The organism is Burkholderia sp. Bp8992, from assembly GCF_003853705.1.
GTDB lineage: Bacteria > Pseudomonadota > Gammaproteobacteria > Burkholderiales > Burkholderiaceae > Burkholderia.
In genome coordinates this window covers 286,720-300,831 of the sequence record NZ_QTQI01000006.1, presented here as the reverse complement: position 1 = coordinate 300,831, position 14,112 = coordinate 286,720, and the positions used below count along the sequence as shown (strand labels likewise).

Sequence of the window (14,112 nt, the reverse complement as noted above, 5' to 3'; positions counted from 1 at the left end):
GCGGTAGTTCAGTCGGTTAGAATACCGGCCTGTCACGCCGGGGGTCGCGGGTTCGAGTCCCGTCCGCTCCGCCAGAAAATGAAAAAGCCCGCCTTGTGCGGGCTTTTTCATTTGCGTCGTCGATTGCGCCCGCTGGCGGGCGCGTGACTGCGGAGCGGAGGAAGCCGCCTGCGCGGCTTCCGGCGGGACTCGAAGGGATGCGCGTGCACGCGCAGCCGCGGCCTGCGGGATGTAGGCGAGTCCCGTCCGCTCCGCCAGAAAATGAAAAAGCCCGCCTTGTGCGGGCTTTTTCATTTGTGTCGTCGATTGCGCAAGCACCTCACCGCTACGAGAAATTCGCGATTGCATCCGCACGCGACTGCGCTATCGTGGCGAGATGCGTTCTTGACCCCTGCGTGATGCTCGATCCGACCGACCTGCGACTCCTGTATCAGCTCCGGCCCGCGGAGCCCGGCGACTTCCCGTTCGCCGAAGCGCTGACGCACGGCAACATGGGCAGCTACTACAAACGCCATGGGCTCGTGTGGCGCAGCGACCTGTTCTATGCGAGCTGGCGTGAATCCGAAAACTTCATCCTCGAGGCCGACGGCGAGCGCATCGGCGTGCTGCGCGTGACCGAGGAGGGCGATTCGCTGCACATCCGCGACGTGCAGATCGCGGCCGGCCATCGCGGGCAGGGCGCCGGCACCTTCCTGCTCGACATGTCCCATCGCTGGGCACGTGCGCGCGGGCTGCACGAACTGCAGTTGCGCGTGTTCGTCGACAATCCCGCCGCGCGTCTTTACCTGCGCATGGGCTACCAGGTCACCGGGCCGCGGCTCGCGCAACTCGGCTCGATCCGCCACATGGTGCGGCCGGTCTGAAGGCCTGACGATCCGGTGCGTGCGGTCAGCGACCCGTGTCGATCACGTCGTCGTCGGGCGTTTCGTCTTCCTCGAAGCTGCCTTCCGCGCCGCGATGCTCGTAGCCGCGCAACATGAATGCGCGCGGGCTTTGACCGAATGCGCGGCGGAACATCGCCGAGAACGCGCTCTGGCTCTGGTAGCCGAGTTCGCGCGCGATATGCGACAGCGGGCGCCCCTGGTTCAGCAGCGGAATCGCACGCGCGAGCAGCGCCTGCTGCCGCCACTGCGAAAAGCTCACGCCCAGTTCCTGCTTGAAGAGCCGCGAGATCGTGCGCGTGCTCGCGCCGACCTCGCTCGCCCAGTGTTCGAGCGACTCCGCATGCGCCGGGTGCGCGAGCACCGATTCGCACAGCATGCGCAACCGCTTCTCGTCGGGCATCGGGACAGCGAGCGGCAACGGCTCGGCGTGACTCAGTTCGTCGAGCACGAGCCCGCACAGCAGCCGCTCGCGCGCGGCGCTCAGGTCGCGTGCATCGAGCGCGACGATCAGTTCACGCAGCAACCCGGTCACTTCGACGACGCGGCACGCGTCGAGGCCGTCCGGCACGATCGATTCGTCGATATACAGCGTGCGCAAATACGCCTCTTCGACGATCACGACCTCGTGCGTCACGTGCGGCGGCACCCAGATCGCACGGGACGGCGGCACCATCCACGTCGTGCCGGTCGTCGCGACGCGCAGCACGCCGCGCGACGCGTACGCGAGCTGCGCCCATGCATGCGTGTGCAGCGGGATGCGGCGGCCGGCATCGACCTGCCGTGCGCGTACGCGCATCGGATGCACGGCGGTCGGCGCGAATTCGGGCGGGATGTCGATGACGTCGTACGGGTTCGAGGCGTCGGCTTGGACGGGCGAATTCATGGGCGGTTCGGGCAGCGCGGCGGCGATGCCGTTATTTTAGAAGGCGCAGCGCTTGCGCATGCGGCGGTTTTCCGGGAGATCATGCCGTGTTCAAATGAACTTTGTATGGGCGCCGGCGATTTCCGGACGGCGGCCCGCGGCCGCGCGCCGGCGGGTTCGAACCATCGGGCCGGTATCGTGGTCTATCGATGCAGGCGCATTTTCATGTGAATCGCGCACGAACACGGCAATCACAAATCGAAGAGGAGAACCACGATGCGCTACGTATTCGTCTACGGCACCTTGCGAGCCGGACAGGCCAACGACATCGGCCATGCGGCCGCACGACACGGCATCGCGACGCCGACGCTGCTCGGCGCGGCCGCGCTGCCGGGCGAGCTGTACGATTTCGGTACGTATCCGGGGATGATCGCCGGGACGGCGGCCAGCCGGTCGCTGGTCTGGGGCGACGTCTACGAAGTCGACGAGCGGCTCGTCCCCGTGCTCGACGAGATCGAGCGCGTCTATCCGGGCGTCGACTCGCTGTTCAAGCCGGAAGAGGTGACCGTCGAGCTCGGCGGCCGGCAGTACGCGTGCCTGTATTACCCGATCGCCGCACATGCGATAGCCGGGCGTCCGCGCATCGCGTCGGGTGACTGGGTCCAGCACCGGCGCGAGCAGGAAGCCGCCTGAACGTCCCGGCAGCAGCCGGGTTCGCGTCAAAAGAAATAGCGCCCCGCAAGGGGCGCTATTTTCATGTGGCCAGCGCATGCGACGGGCAGCGTGGCATGCGAGGTCGCCGGCCGCCGGTCGCTGCGTGCCGCGTCGTCAGATTTCCTCGTACAGCGGCAGCGTCAGGAATTCGGTGAAGCCTTCCGACGTCGACATCTGTTCGAAGATCGCCGCGGCGCGCTCGTACGGCTGCGTGTTGCCGCCGACCGAGCGCTTCACGTTGTCGAGCTCGGCCTTCGCGAACTCGCGCACGAGCTCGGCCGTGACCTTGCGGCTGTCGTCGAGCACACCCTTCGGCGAGCGGATCCACTGCCACACCTGCGAGCGCGAAATCTCGGCCGTGGCCGCGTCCTCCATCAGGTTGTGGATCGGCACGCAGCCGTTGCCGTCGAGCCACGCACCGAGGTAGTGGATGCCGACGTTGATGTTGTTGCGCAGGCCCGCTTCGGTAATCGGTGCTTCCGGCTGGAAGTCGAGCAGGTTCCTGCCTTCGACCTGCACGTCGTCGCGCTGCTTCGCGATCTGGTTCGGCCTGTCGCCGAGCACCTTGACGAACTCTTCCATCGCGATCGGCACGAGGCCCGGGTGCGCGACCCAGCCGCCGTCGTAGCCGTCGGTCGCGTCGCGCTGCTTGTCCGAGCGCACGCCGCCCATGGCCTTGTCGTTCGCTTCCGGATCGTTCTTGATCGGGATCAGCGCGCTCATCCCGCCGATCGCCGGCGCGTTGCGCTTGTGGCACGTCTTCAGCAGCAGCAGCGCGTACGCGCGCATGAACGGCACCGTCATCGTGATCTTCGAACGCTCGGCCAGGCAGAAGTCGCGGTCGTTCTTGAACTTCTTGATCGCCGAGAAGATGTAGTCCCAGCGGCCGGCGTTCAGGCCCGAGCTGTGTTCGCGCAGCTCATACAGGATCTCGTCCATCTCGAACGCGGCGAGGATCGTCTCGATCAGCACCGTCGCGCGGATCGTGCCGCGCGGCACGCCGATCGCTTCCTGCGCGGCGACGAAGATGTCGTTCCACAGGCGTGCTTCGAGATGGCTTTCCATCTTCGGCAGGTAGAAGTACGGGCCCGAGCCGCGCGCGATCAGCTCCTTCGCGTTGTGGAACAGGAACAGCGCGAAATCGAAGATGCCGCCGGACACGCGCTGGCCGTCGACCGTCACGTGCTTCTCGTCGAGGTGCCAGCCGCGCGGACGCACGATCAGCGTCGCGACCTTGTCGTTCAGCCGGTACGACTTGCCGTTCTGTTCGAGCGAGATCGTGCGGCGCACCGCGTCCTTCAGGTTGATCTGGCCGTCGATCTGGTTCGTCCAGCTCGGTGCATTCGAATCCTCGAAGTCCGTCATGTACGAATCGGCGCCCGAGTTCAGCGCGTTGATGATCATCTTGCGCTCGACGGGGCCGGTGATCTCGACCCGGCGGCATTGCAGGTCGGCCGGCAGCGGCGCGACCTTCCAGTCGCCTTCGCGGATCGACGTCGTCTCGGCCAGGAAATCGGGGCGCTCGCCCGCGTCGAGGCGCTTCGTGCGCTCGACGCGCGCCTGCAGCAGCGTCTGGCGGCGCGGTTCAAACGTGCGGTGCAGCGCCGCGACGAGTTCCAGTGCTTCGGGCGTCAGGATCGCTTCGTAACCCGGCTGGATGTCGCCGGTGATCGTCATGCCTTGCGGCAGCGTGATCGGGGTGCTCATGAGTCTCATCTCCTTGGTCGGTCAGTTGCGGTTTCGGTGAAGGGGGAAGGCGGCAGCTGCGAGCGTCATGCACCCGGGCCGGGGCGCGTGCGGTTTGCGGGCTTGCCGGACGGAGCCGGGGTGGCGAGGAAGTCGAGCAGGTCGGCCATGCCGGTGCCCGTGCCGTCGGGCGGCGCGCCGAGTTCCTCGGCGGGCGCGCCCGTGCGATTGAGCCAGAACGTCGTGTAGCCGAACCAGACGGCACCGGCGACGTCCCACGCGTTCGACGACACGAACACGATGCCGCGCGGGTTCGACCCGAACGCGGCGGTGCCGAGCGCGTAGGCGGCCGGGCTCGGCTTGTAGGCACGCACGGTGTCGGCCGACAGCACGCGATCGAACAGCCCGGACATGCCGGCGCTCTTGATTGCGATGTCGAGCATCTGCGGCGTGCCGTTCGACAGGATCCCGAGCGGCGGGCGCGGTTCGAGCGCACGCAGCTTGCGCAGCGCGGGCACGGTGTCGGGATAGGTGGACAGGCACGCGTATTCGTCCATCAGCCGCTTTTCGGCCGCGCTGTTCAGCGCGAGCCCGAGCCGGCGCGCGGCGAACCGCAGCGCGTCGAGCGTGATGTCCCGGAACGGGCGATAGCGCGCGCCGGCCGGATCGGCGAGCGTGCGCAGTTGCGAGTATTCGATCTGCTTGCGTCGCCACAGCTGCGACAACCGTTCCCCGTGTCCGGGAAATATCTGCTCCGCCGCGGCCAGCACCGCACGCACGTCGAACAACGTGCCGAATGCGTCGAAGAGGATTGCGTCGGGAGAGGAGAGTGTCGTTGTGGCCGACATAGCCTTGCGCTCCAGTTTCAGAGGTCGGATCGATTCTATTCGTGATCGTATTCACTAAAAAAGACGCTATTCATCACTTGATCTTTTACTTTCATATACCTAATCTTGGCGCTTTAAGCGATTTGAAGGGCGGCCGTGCCGTCCTTGCGACTCATGGACCGGTTCAAGCAGATCGAAACGTTCGCCGCGGTCGCGGCGAAGGGCAGCCTGTCGGCGGCCGCGCACGCGGAAGGCGTCGCGCCGGCGATCATCGGCCGCCGCCTCGACGCGCTCGAGGAGCGGCTCGGCGTGAAGCTGCTGGTGCGCACGACGCGCAAGCTCACGCTGACATTCGAAGGTTCGGCGTTCCTCGAGGATTGCCAGCGGATCATCAACGACATGCAGAACGCGGAGGCGAGCGTGTCCGCCGGCGGCGTCAAGGCGAGCGGCCACCTGCGGATTTCCGCGCCGGCCGGCTTCGGCCGGCGGCATGTCGCGCCGCTCGTGCCCGAATTCAGCGGCGGGCACCCGGACGTGTCGGTCACGCTCGATCTGTCCGACCGGATGGTCGATCTCGTCAACGAGGGGTTCGATTGCGCGGTGCGGCTCGGCGAGCTGCCCGATTCGTCGCTCGTGTCGCTGAAGCTCGGCGAGAACCGCCGCGTGTGCGTCGCGTCGCCCGCCTATCTGGCGCGGCGCGGCACGCCGGCCACGCTCGCGGAGCTGGCGCGGCACAACTGCCTCGCGCTTGCGGCGAACGCGAACCAGCAGCGCGGCTGGGCGTTCCAGGAGGACGGCCGGGTCGTGTCGATCCGCGTGAACGGCACGATGGAATGCTCGGACGGCGCGGTGCTGCACGAGTGGTGCCTCGAAGGCTACGGCCTGGCATGGCGCTCGTGGTGGGAGGTCGGCGAGGACATCGCGGGCGGCCGGCTCGTCAGCGTGCTCGATGCCTTCGAGGCACCGCCGATCGGCATCCACGCGGTGTTTCCGCAGCGCCGGCACCTGCCGCTGCGCGTGCGCCTGTTTCTCGACTACCTGAAGCACACGTACGAGCAGCCCGGCTATTGGGGCGAGCAGGCGGCGCGCGCCCGCGCGTTTCCGATATGAGGGCGAACCCGCTGCCGGTGCCGGTCGGGCGATTTCACGCACTACACTCGTAGGAGGCATGTCCGGCGCGTCGCGGCCGGTCCGGAAGGGATCGTTGCGTGCGGCGTGCGATAGACGAAGGAGGGCGCGATGTTCCGGCACATCCTCGTTCCAACCGACGGTTCCGAACTGTCGCGCAAGGCGATCGACGGCGCGATCGACCTGGCACGCGCGGTCGGCGCGCGCGTGACAGCCTACGCGTGCCTGCCGCAGTATCCGTACTCGCCGTTTTCCGAAGTGATCATCGAGCCGCCCGCCGATTTCCGCGCGCGCAGCGAGCGCGAGGCGCGTGCGCACCTCGACGAGGTGGAGGCCGCCGCGCAGGCGGCCGGCGTCGCCTGCGACACGTGGACGAGCGTCCACCCGTCGCCGTATCTCGGCATCATCGAGGCGGCCGAACGCGGCGGCTGCGACGTGATCTTCATGGCGTCCCACGGACGCCGCGGGCTCGGCAGCCTGCTGATCGGCAGCGAGACGCAGCGCGTGCTGACCCATACGAAAATTCCGGTGATCGTTTATCGGTAGGGCGTCGCCGCCCGTGGCCGCGCGGGCAGCGTCGCAAAAAAGGGCGCGCCGGACGAAGCCGGCGCGCATCGTTGCAGGCGGCCCGCAGGCCGCGCGGCCGGTCGCGCGATCGGCACCGCGCGCCTGCCGTCTCCTCCCTGATTGTTGTCCGGTGGCCGGTGCCGCGCCGTGACGAGGCGGGCACCGGCGTGACGCCTGCGCGTGTTACGCGACCTTCTTGCCGTCGAAGAACTGCTCGTCTTCGGTCGAGCCGTGCAGCGCGGTCGTCGACGCTTCGCGCTCGACCGTCTGCGTCACCGCGTCGAAGTAGCCGGTGCCGACTTCGCGCTGGTGCTTGACGGCCGTGAAGCCCTTGTCGGCTGCCGCGAACTCGGCCTGCTGCAGTTCGACGAATGCGCTCATCTGCGTGCGGGCATAGCCGTGCGCGAGGTTGAACATCGAGTAGTTCAGCGCATGGAAGCCCGCCAGCGTGATGAACTGGAACTTGTAGCCCATCGCGCCGAGTTCCTTCTGGAACTTCGCGATCGTCGCGTCGTCGAGATTCTTCTTCCAGTTGAACGACGGCGAGCAGTTGTACGACAGCAGCTTGCCCGGGAACTGCTTGTGGATCGCTTCCGCGAATTTCTTCGCGTACTCGAGATCCGGCTTGCCCGTTTCACACCAGATCAGGTCGGCGTACGGTGCGTACGCGAGGCCGCGCGAGATCGCCTGCCCGAGGCCCGGCTTCGTGCGGAAGAAGCCTTCCACCGTGCGCTCGCCCGTCAGGAACGGCTTGTCGTTGTCGTCGACGTCGGACGTGATCAGGTCGGCCGCTTCCGCGTCGGTGCGCGCGACCAGCACGGTCGGCGTGCCCATCACGTCGGCCGCGAGACGGGCGGCCGACAGCTTCGCGACGGCTTCGCGCGTCGGCACGAGCACCTTGCCGCCCATATGGCCGCACTTCTTCACCGACGCGAGTTGGTCCTCGAAATGGACGCCCGAAGCGCCGGCCTCGATCATCGCCTTCATCAGTTCGAACGCGTTCAGCACGCCGCCGAAGCCGGCTTCCGCGTCGGCGACGATCGGTGCGAAGAAGTCGACATAGCCCTCGTCGCCGGGGTTCTTGCCTTCCGACCACTGGATCTGGTCGGCGCGCGTCAGCGTGTTGTTGATGCGCTTCACGACGAGCGGCACCGAGTTCGCGGGGTACAGCGACTGGTCCGGGTACATTTCGCCCGCGACGTTCGCGTCGCCGGCCACTTGCCAGCCGGACAGGTAGATGGCCTTCAGGCCGGCCTTCACCTGCTGCATCGCCTGGTTGCCGGTCAGCGCGCCGAGTGCGTTGACGAACGGCTCGTGATTGATGAGGCTCCACAGCTTTTCCGCGCCGCGCTTGGCCAGCGTGTGCTCGATCGGGACCGAGCCGCGCAGGCGGACCACGTCCTCGGCCGAGTAGCCGCGCTTGATGCCCTTCCAGCGCGGATCGGTTTCCCATTGCTTTTGCAGTTCCTGTGCCTGTTGCTGACGCGACATGATGAGCTCCTTGATGCGGTGTGTTGCCTGATGTGCCGAATCCGACGGTCGTGATGCGGTTCGCGAAGCGGGGCGCGAGGCGTTCCGTTTCGCGAGGTCTTGTATAAGAGTCTAGGCAAATCGGCAGGCGCGAAACAGGGGGCTTGTCCGGCAACCGGGTAAATTTTTAAGTGTTTTAAATCAAGCGCTTGTATTTCTTATTTCGAGATAAGAAACGGCTTTTTCCATCCCGCAATCGTGCAGGTTGTGCCGTGCAGCATGATTTTTTACGACGCAAAAAATTTTTCCGTATCGTGAAATGTGGGGCGGGACGAAAAAAAACCGGCGCAGATGCGCCGGTTGGCTGGATGGGTGGGCGCCCATCCGAGGGGCGGCGGCGAGGCGCCGCCCGTGCGTGCTTACGACGCCGAGTTGCTGCGGCGCGGGCCGCCGCTGCGCTGACCGTCGCGACGCGGGCCGCCGTCACGGCTGCCACCCGGCTTGCCGCTCCAGCCGCCGCCATTGCCGCCGCCGTAGCTGCGGCCGTTGCCGCCACCGTTGCCGCCATAACCGCCGCCCGGCTTGCCGCCGAAACGTCGACCACCGCCGTTGCCGCCGCCCGGACGGCCGCGGCCGCCGGTGCCGCCGTTACGCGGGGGCGCCTTGCGCGGCTCGAAACCTTCGATCACGTTGACCGGCAGCGGCGCGCGCACGAAGCGCTCGATGCGCTTGAGCGCGCCTTGCTCGGCGTGGTGCACGAGGCTCACCGCCGTGCCCGAACGGCCTGCACGGCCGGTACGGCCGATACGGTGCACGTAGTCTTCCGCGAACTTCGGCAGGTCGTAGTTGAACACGTGCGTGATGCCCGGGATGTCGATGCCGCGCGCCGCGACGTCGGTGGCCACCAGCACGCGCACACGGCGCTCGCGCAGCGCACGGATCGTGCGATTGCGCGCGCCCTGCGGCAGGTCGCCGTGCAGCGCAGCCGATTCGAAGCCTGCGTCGGCGAGACGGCCGGCGAGCTGGTCGGCGTCGATCTTCGTTGCCGTGAAGATGATCGCCTGGTCGAGCGCGTCGTCGCGCAGCAGGTGATCGAGCAGGCGATCCTTGTGGTCGCGGTCGTCGACGTAGTGCACGGTCTGCGCGATGTTGGCGCGCGACTCGAGGCGCTGCTGGATCTCGATGCGTTCCGGATCCTTCAGCAGGCGGCTCGTCAGCGAACCGATCTTGCCGTCGAGCGTGGCCGAGAACAGCATCGTCTGGCGCGACTCGGGCGTGGCGGCGACGATCGTTTCGATGTCTTCGATGAAGCCCATGTCGAGCATGCGGTCGGCTTCGTCGAGCACGAGCATCTTCAGTTCCGACAGGTCGATACGGCCGCGCTCGAGGTGATCGAGCAGGCGGCCCGGCGTGGCGACCAGGATTTCCGGGTTCTTCGCGAGCAGCATCAGCTGCTGGCCGTAGGCGACGCCGCCGAGGATGCTGACCGTACGCAGGCGCTTCAGGTGCTTGCCGTACGTCGATGCGGCCGTGGTGACCTGCATCGCGAGTTCACGGGTCGGCGTCAGCACGAGCAGGCCCGGGCGCGCGACGGGTTGCGGGCGGCGCGCACGGCGGTCGCCTTGGTTCGGTTCACGCGGCGTGCGCGGTTGCTGCGCCTGCGTCTTCTGGAGCTGCGCGAAACGTTCGATCGCGGGCAGCATGAATGCGGCGGTCTTGCCCGAACCGGTCGGGCTGGACACCAGCAGGTCGCGGCCGGCGATGCCGGCCGGAATCGCGCGCTGCTGGACCGGCGTCGGCTTCACGTAGCCGGCGGCCTGCAGCGCGGAGACGATCTCCGGCGACAACCCGAGCGACGCGAAGCTCGGCTCGTCCGACGCCGGTTCGACCGCGGCCGGTGCGGCGGCGTCGTCGAGACCGAGCGCCTGGTCGGCGATCGCGTTGAGCGGGCTGGAGTTGATGCTCGAAGTCATAACAATCCTTGAAACACAGTGGGTGAAACGTCGGCGCCAATCGCGCATACCCAAGTCGTCGGATTCAGCGAGCAAATCGGGAAACGGGTGCAATCCGCCGAACCGTCGGCGGATGAGGCATTAGAAGCTGTTTTGGGTGCGGCGCGCTTCAGGAGCGGGGCCGCCAGCCTAGTTGACGACCGCAAGGGTCGAAGCAGGAGGGGACAGGTTCTAAACCGGATTGGAGCTTAACGCTACGAGGCGTCTTGCCGGAACGGCTTGAAGCCGAGCGCGGGGGGTGACGCAGGCAGCATTATAAAGAGATTTGCTGCGCTGCGCCAGTGATTTGATTGCCTATTGTGCCGGCGGGCGATTCGGTCAGGAAGCCGTGCCGTTTTTCAGCGATTCGACGAGTTCGACGTACTGCTGCTTGGCCGCATCCGGCGACGTGCCCTTCAGCGCGTCCCACGCGTCGTACTTGTACTTGCCGACGATGTCGGTGAAGCCCGGCTTGTCGCCGTGCGCGTCGCCATCGGTCGCCTGCTTGAAAAGCGCGTAGAGGCGCAGCAGGGTCAGGTTGCCCGGGCGTTCGGTCAGTTGCTTGACGTCGATCTGGGCCTGGTCGAATTGGGCGGTGAGGTCGCTCATCGGGTGTCTCCGTAAGGGTTTCAGGTCGGGCGATCTTAACAAGCGGACCGCCACGCGGGGTCGAGCGATCCTTCCAAACCGCCGCCGGTGCCGCGCGGGCGCACAGATCGGTCCCGATCGCCCGTTGGAGCGGGGCGCCGCATTACAATGTCGGCCATGACGCAAACAGTGCTCCTCGCCATCGATACGTCGACCGAATACTGCTCGGTCGCGCTGCTGCGCTCGGCCCACGCCGATGACGCCGTTTCCTCTCCGCAAACCTGGGTCCGCCACGAACCGACGGGCGCCGTGTCGAGCACGCGCGTGCTGCCGGCGATCCAGGAACTCTTCGCCGAATCCGGGCTGACGCTCGCCGACTGCGACGCGATCGCGTTCGGCGCGGGCCCCGGCTCGTTCACGGGCCTGCGCACCGCGACGGGCATTACGCAGGGCCTCGCATTCGGCGGCGGGTTGCCGGTCGTGCCGATCGGCACGCTGCTCGCGTGCGCTGAGCACGCGCGGTTGCGCGCACCCGGCACGACCCGCGTGCTGGCCGCGCTGGACGCGCGGATGGACGAAGCCTACTGGGCCGATTTCGAATGGGACGACGGCGCCGGCGACTGGCGCACGCTGCATCCGGCTTCGCTCGATGCGCCGGGCGCCGTCGGCGTGCCCGATGTGCCGTTCACGCTCGCGGGCAATGCGGCCGCCGCGTTCGGCGCGCAGTTGCCGGCCGCGTCGCGTGCGGCCGTGATCGACAGCGACGCGATGCCGCATGCGCTCGCGGTCGCGCATGCCGCGCTGCGCGCGTTCCGCGCCGGGCGTGCGGTGCCGGCCGATCAGGCTGCGCCTGAATACGTGCGCGACAAGGTCGCGCAGACGACCGCCGAGCGCATCGCGGCACGCGCCGCGCAGACGGGCGGAGCGAAGGGATGACGGGTGTCTTGCTGAGCGACCGCTATCTGGCGCCGATGACGGACGCCGATCTCGACGAGGTCGTCGCGATCGAGCGCGTCGCGTACGAATTCCCGTGGAGCCGCGGCAACTTCGAGGATTCGTTGCGCAACGGCTACCTGGGCGTGTGCCTGCGGCACGTGACGGGGGCGCTCGTCGGCTATTGCGTGCTGATGCCCGTGGTCGACGAAATGCACCTGCTGAACCTGTGCGTCGCGCCGGCCGCGCAGCATGCGGGCGCGGGCCTTGCGCTGCTGCGCGAGGCCGTGCGAATTTCGCGCGCGGAGCGGCTCGACGGCATGCTGCTCGAGGTGCGGCCGTCCAATCCGCGCGCGATCCAGCTGTACGAGCGGTTCGGTTTCGTGACGATCGGCCGCCGCAAGAACTACTATCCGGCGAAGCATCGCAGCCGGGAGGACGCGATCGTGATGCGTCTGACGTTGAACAAGGACGAGGGGGACGCGCATGGCGTGGGCTGAAGCGGCGCTCGAGGAACTGGGCCTCGCGCAGATCTGGGTGCGGCGCGGGCAGCGCGCGGATGAAGGCGCGGCGGCCGAAGCGCCCGCCGTGCCCCAAGCCGGTGCGGCGGGCAGCGCCGCCGCCGGCGGGGACGAACGACCGGCGCGCCCGGCACGTCAGCCGGTGCAGGACGACAGGCCGGCGGCTGATGTGCGTGCCGCCGATGCCGCACCGGCGCGAGTGGTCGAGCGCGATCGCGTGCCCGTGCCGGTTGCCGCGGCCGGCACGATGCCGCCGATGGACGACGCGCCGCTTGCCGGCGCCGACGATTTCGCGTGGTTCGACGCGGCGCCGCCGGGTGATCCCGTGCCCGTGCCGGCCGCCGAATCGCGCCCCGCCGGCACGCCGGTTGCCGCGCTCGACTGGGACGCGCTGGCCGCGCGCGTGGCCGACTGCACGCTGTGCCGTCTGTGCGAGAAGCGGACCAACACCGTGTTCGGCGTCGGCGACCGCGATGCCGACTGGATGCTGATCGGCGAGGCGCCGGGCGAAAACGAGGACAAGCAGGGCGAGCCGTTCGTCGGCCAGGCCGGCAAGCTGCTCGACAACATGCTGCAGTCGCTGTCGCTCAAGCGCGGCGACAACGTATACATCGCGAACGTGATCAAGTGCCGCCCGCCCGGCAACCGCAACCCGGAACCGGACGAGGTCGCGAACTGCGAGCCTTATCTGCAGCGCCAGGTCGCGCTCGTGAAGCCGAAGCTGATCGTCGCGCTCGGTCGATTTGCCGCGCAGACGCTGCTGAAGACGGACGCGAGCATCGCGTCGCTGCGCGGTCGCGTGCATGCGTACGAAGGCGTGCCGGTGATCGTCACCTATCACCCGGCATACCTGCTGCGCAGCCTGCAGGACAAGTCGAAGGCGTGGGCCGACCTGTGCCTGGCGCGCGACACGTTCCAGCGTGCAGAGGGCGCCGACACGAGCGGGCCGGCCGGGCAATGACGACCGGCGAGGCGTACGCATTCGTCGATACGCTGCGCGACGCCGCGGTGCGCGACCTGGGCTGGCTGCTGGCCAGCCCGAGCCTGCTGACCGCGGTGCCGGGCGCGCCGCTTGCGCGACCGTGGCCGGATGCGGCCGGGCGCTCGGCCGTTCAAGCGTGGCTCGCCGCGCTCGATGCGCAGCCCGAGCCGCTGCATCGCGCGCTCGACGGCTTCCGGCCGACCCGGCTCGGCCGTTACGCGGAATGCCTGCTCGAATATTTCCTCACGCACGGCCCGACGCTGCGTCTCGTCGCGGCCAATCTCCCGCTGCGCAGCAACGGCAGGACGCTCGGCGAAGTCGATTTCCTCGTCGATGCGCCGGACGGGCAGCGCCTGCACTGGGAACTCGCGGTGAAGTGCTATCTGTGCGCGCCGGTGCACGAGGGCGCGACGCTCGCCGATTTCGTCGGCCCCAATCTCGTCGACCGGTTCGACCTCAAGCGCAGCCGGCTGCTCGATCACCAGTTGCGGCTCGGCGAGCACGACGGCTTTGCGCGGCTCGGCTATGGCGCACCGTCCGACGCGCAGATGTTCATCAAGGGCTGGCTGTTCTATCCGCACGGCGCGCCGTTGCCGCCGGTGTCAGCGGAAATCGCGCCGGATCATCCGCGTGGCTTCTGGCTGACGCACGCGCAGTGGCCGGCGTGGGCGGCCGCGCAGCCTGCCGGCGCCGCGTGGAGCGTGCTGCCGAGGCTGGCGTGGCTCGCACCGCGATTGACCGCCGCCGGCGCAGGTTTCGCGCCCGAACCGCTGGCGGCCGCGTTGGAACTGCCGCACGTGTTGACGACACGCGAGGCGCCGGCGCTGATCGGCATCCATGAAAAGGGCAGTGACGGCACATGGCGCGAAAGGGCGCGCGGCTTCGTCGTGCCGGACGACTGGCCGGCACGCGCGCAGGCGTTCGCCGCGCAGGATCACTGACGCCGCTTCAGCCGGCGC

14 protein-coding genes are annotated in these 14,112 nt (G+C 68.0%); 8 read left to right on the top strand and 6 right to left on the bottom strand.

Annotated features, from left to right (window positions below; genetic code table 11):
* The first annotated feature begins 398 nt into the window (after positions 1–398).
* Positions 399–863 carry an N-acetyltransferase gene (locus DIE03_RS12575; protein WP_124450650.1) on the top strand — a complete coding sequence of 155 codons (465 nt, stop codon included), beginning with the start codon at positions 399–401 and terminating at the stop codon, positions 861–863.
* Between the two features lie 25 nt (positions 864–888).
* Here the strand turns inward: DIE03_RS12575 and DIE03_RS12570 are convergent, their stop codons facing one another.
* A complete protein-coding gene (locus DIE03_RS12570) occupies positions 889–1,767 on the bottom strand; it encodes a helix-turn-helix domain-containing protein (RefSeq protein WP_124450648.1) in 879 nt (292 codons plus the stop codon).
* A 255-nt stretch (positions 1,768–2,022) separates the two neighbouring features.
* On the opposite strand from DIE03_RS12570, the gene DIE03_RS12565 reads away from it, so the two are divergent.
* Positions 2,023–2,439, top strand: a complete 417-nt coding sequence (locus DIE03_RS12565) for a gamma-glutamylcyclotransferase (protein WP_124450646.1) — start codon at positions 2,023–2,025, stop codon at positions 2,437–2,439.
* A gap of 135 nt (positions 2,440–2,574) precedes the next feature.
* Here DIE03_RS12565 and aceB read toward each other — a convergent pair whose 3' ends face one another.
* Together aceB and DIE03_RS12555 are read right to left on the bottom strand one after the other, a co-directional pair.
* The gene (aceB, locus tag DIE03_RS12560) at positions 2,575–4,167 is read right to left on the bottom strand and encodes a malate synthase A (RefSeq protein ID WP_124450644.1); all 1,593 of its coding nucleotides are present in this window, start codon (positions 4,165–4,167) and stop codon (positions 2,575–2,577) included.
* A gap of 65 nt (positions 4,168–4,232) precedes the next feature.
* Positions 4,233–4,994 carry a haloacid dehalogenase type II gene (locus DIE03_RS12555; protein ID WP_124450642.1) on the bottom strand — a complete coding sequence of 254 codons (762 nt, stop codon included), beginning with the start codon at positions 4,992–4,994 and terminating at the stop codon, positions 4,233–4,235.
* Positions 4,995–5,147: 153 nt separating this feature from the next.
* Between DIE03_RS12555 and DIE03_RS12550 the strand changes: the two genes are divergently transcribed.
* Both DIE03_RS12550 and DIE03_RS12545 read left to right on the top strand, forming a co-directional pair.
* Positions 5,148–6,083 carry a LysR family transcriptional regulator gene (locus DIE03_RS12550; RefSeq protein ID WP_124450659.1) on the top strand — a complete coding sequence of 312 codons (936 nt, stop codon included), beginning with the start codon at positions 5,148–5,150 and terminating at the stop codon, positions 6,081–6,083.
* A 129-nt stretch (positions 6,084–6,212) separates the two neighbouring features.
* Entirely contained in the window at positions 6,213–6,647 is a 435-nt protein-coding gene (locus DIE03_RS12545) for a universal stress protein (protein WP_124450640.1), read from the top strand.
* Between the two features lie 204 nt (positions 6,648–6,851).
* Here DIE03_RS12545 and aceA read toward each other — a convergent pair whose 3' ends face one another.
* The 3 genes from aceA to DIE03_RS12525 form a co-directional block, all read right to left on the bottom strand.
* Positions 6,852–8,159, bottom strand: coding sequence for an isocitrate lyase (aceA, locus tag DIE03_RS12540; protein ID WP_124450638.1), 1,308 nt, complete (start codon positions 8,157–8,159; stop codon positions 6,852–6,854).
* A gap of 398 nt (positions 8,160–8,557) precedes the next feature.
* Positions 8,558–10,111 carry a DEAD/DEAH box helicase gene (locus DIE03_RS12530; protein ID WP_124450634.1) on the bottom strand — a complete coding sequence of 518 codons (1,554 nt, stop codon included), beginning with the start codon at positions 10,109–10,111 and terminating at the stop codon, positions 8,558–8,560.
* A 357-nt stretch (positions 10,112–10,468) separates the two neighbouring features.
* Complete coding sequence (locus DIE03_RS12525; protein ID WP_124450632.1) at positions 10,469–10,738, bottom strand: acyl-CoA-binding protein; 270 nt, start codon at positions 10,736–10,738, stop codon at positions 10,469–10,471.
* Positions 10,739–10,885: 147 nt separating this feature from the next.
* On the opposite strand from DIE03_RS12525, the gene tsaB reads away from it, so the two are divergent.
* From tsaB to DIE03_RS12505, 4 genes are read left to right on the top strand one after another with little or no spacing between them, the layout of a single operon-like run.
* Positions 10,886–11,653, top strand: a complete 768-nt coding sequence (gene tsaB / locus DIE03_RS12520) for a tRNA (adenosine(37)-N6)-threonylcarbamoyltransferase complex dimerization subunit type 1 TsaB (protein ID WP_124450630.1) — start codon at positions 10,886–10,888, stop codon at positions 11,651–11,653.
* Positions 11,650–12,150: a ribosomal protein S18-alanine N-acetyltransferase gene (gene rimI, locus DIE03_RS12515; protein WP_124450628.1), complete on the top strand. Its 501-nt coding sequence runs from the start codon at positions 11,650–11,652 to the stop codon at positions 12,148–12,150. Before tsaB ends, rimI begins: the two co-directional genes overlap by 4 nt.
* Positions 12,137–13,132: a uracil-DNA glycosylase gene (locus DIE03_RS12510; RefSeq protein WP_124450626.1), complete on the top strand. Its 996-nt coding sequence runs from the start codon at positions 12,137–12,139 to the stop codon at positions 13,130–13,132. Before rimI ends, DIE03_RS12510 begins: the two co-directional genes overlap by 14 nt.
* Positions 13,129–14,094, top strand: a complete 966-nt coding sequence (locus tag DIE03_RS12505) for a DUF1853 family protein (protein ID WP_124450624.1) — start codon at positions 13,129–13,131, stop codon at positions 14,092–14,094. Before DIE03_RS12510 ends, DIE03_RS12505 begins: the two co-directional genes overlap by 4 nt.
* Positions 14,095–14,112 lie beyond the last annotated feature (18 nt).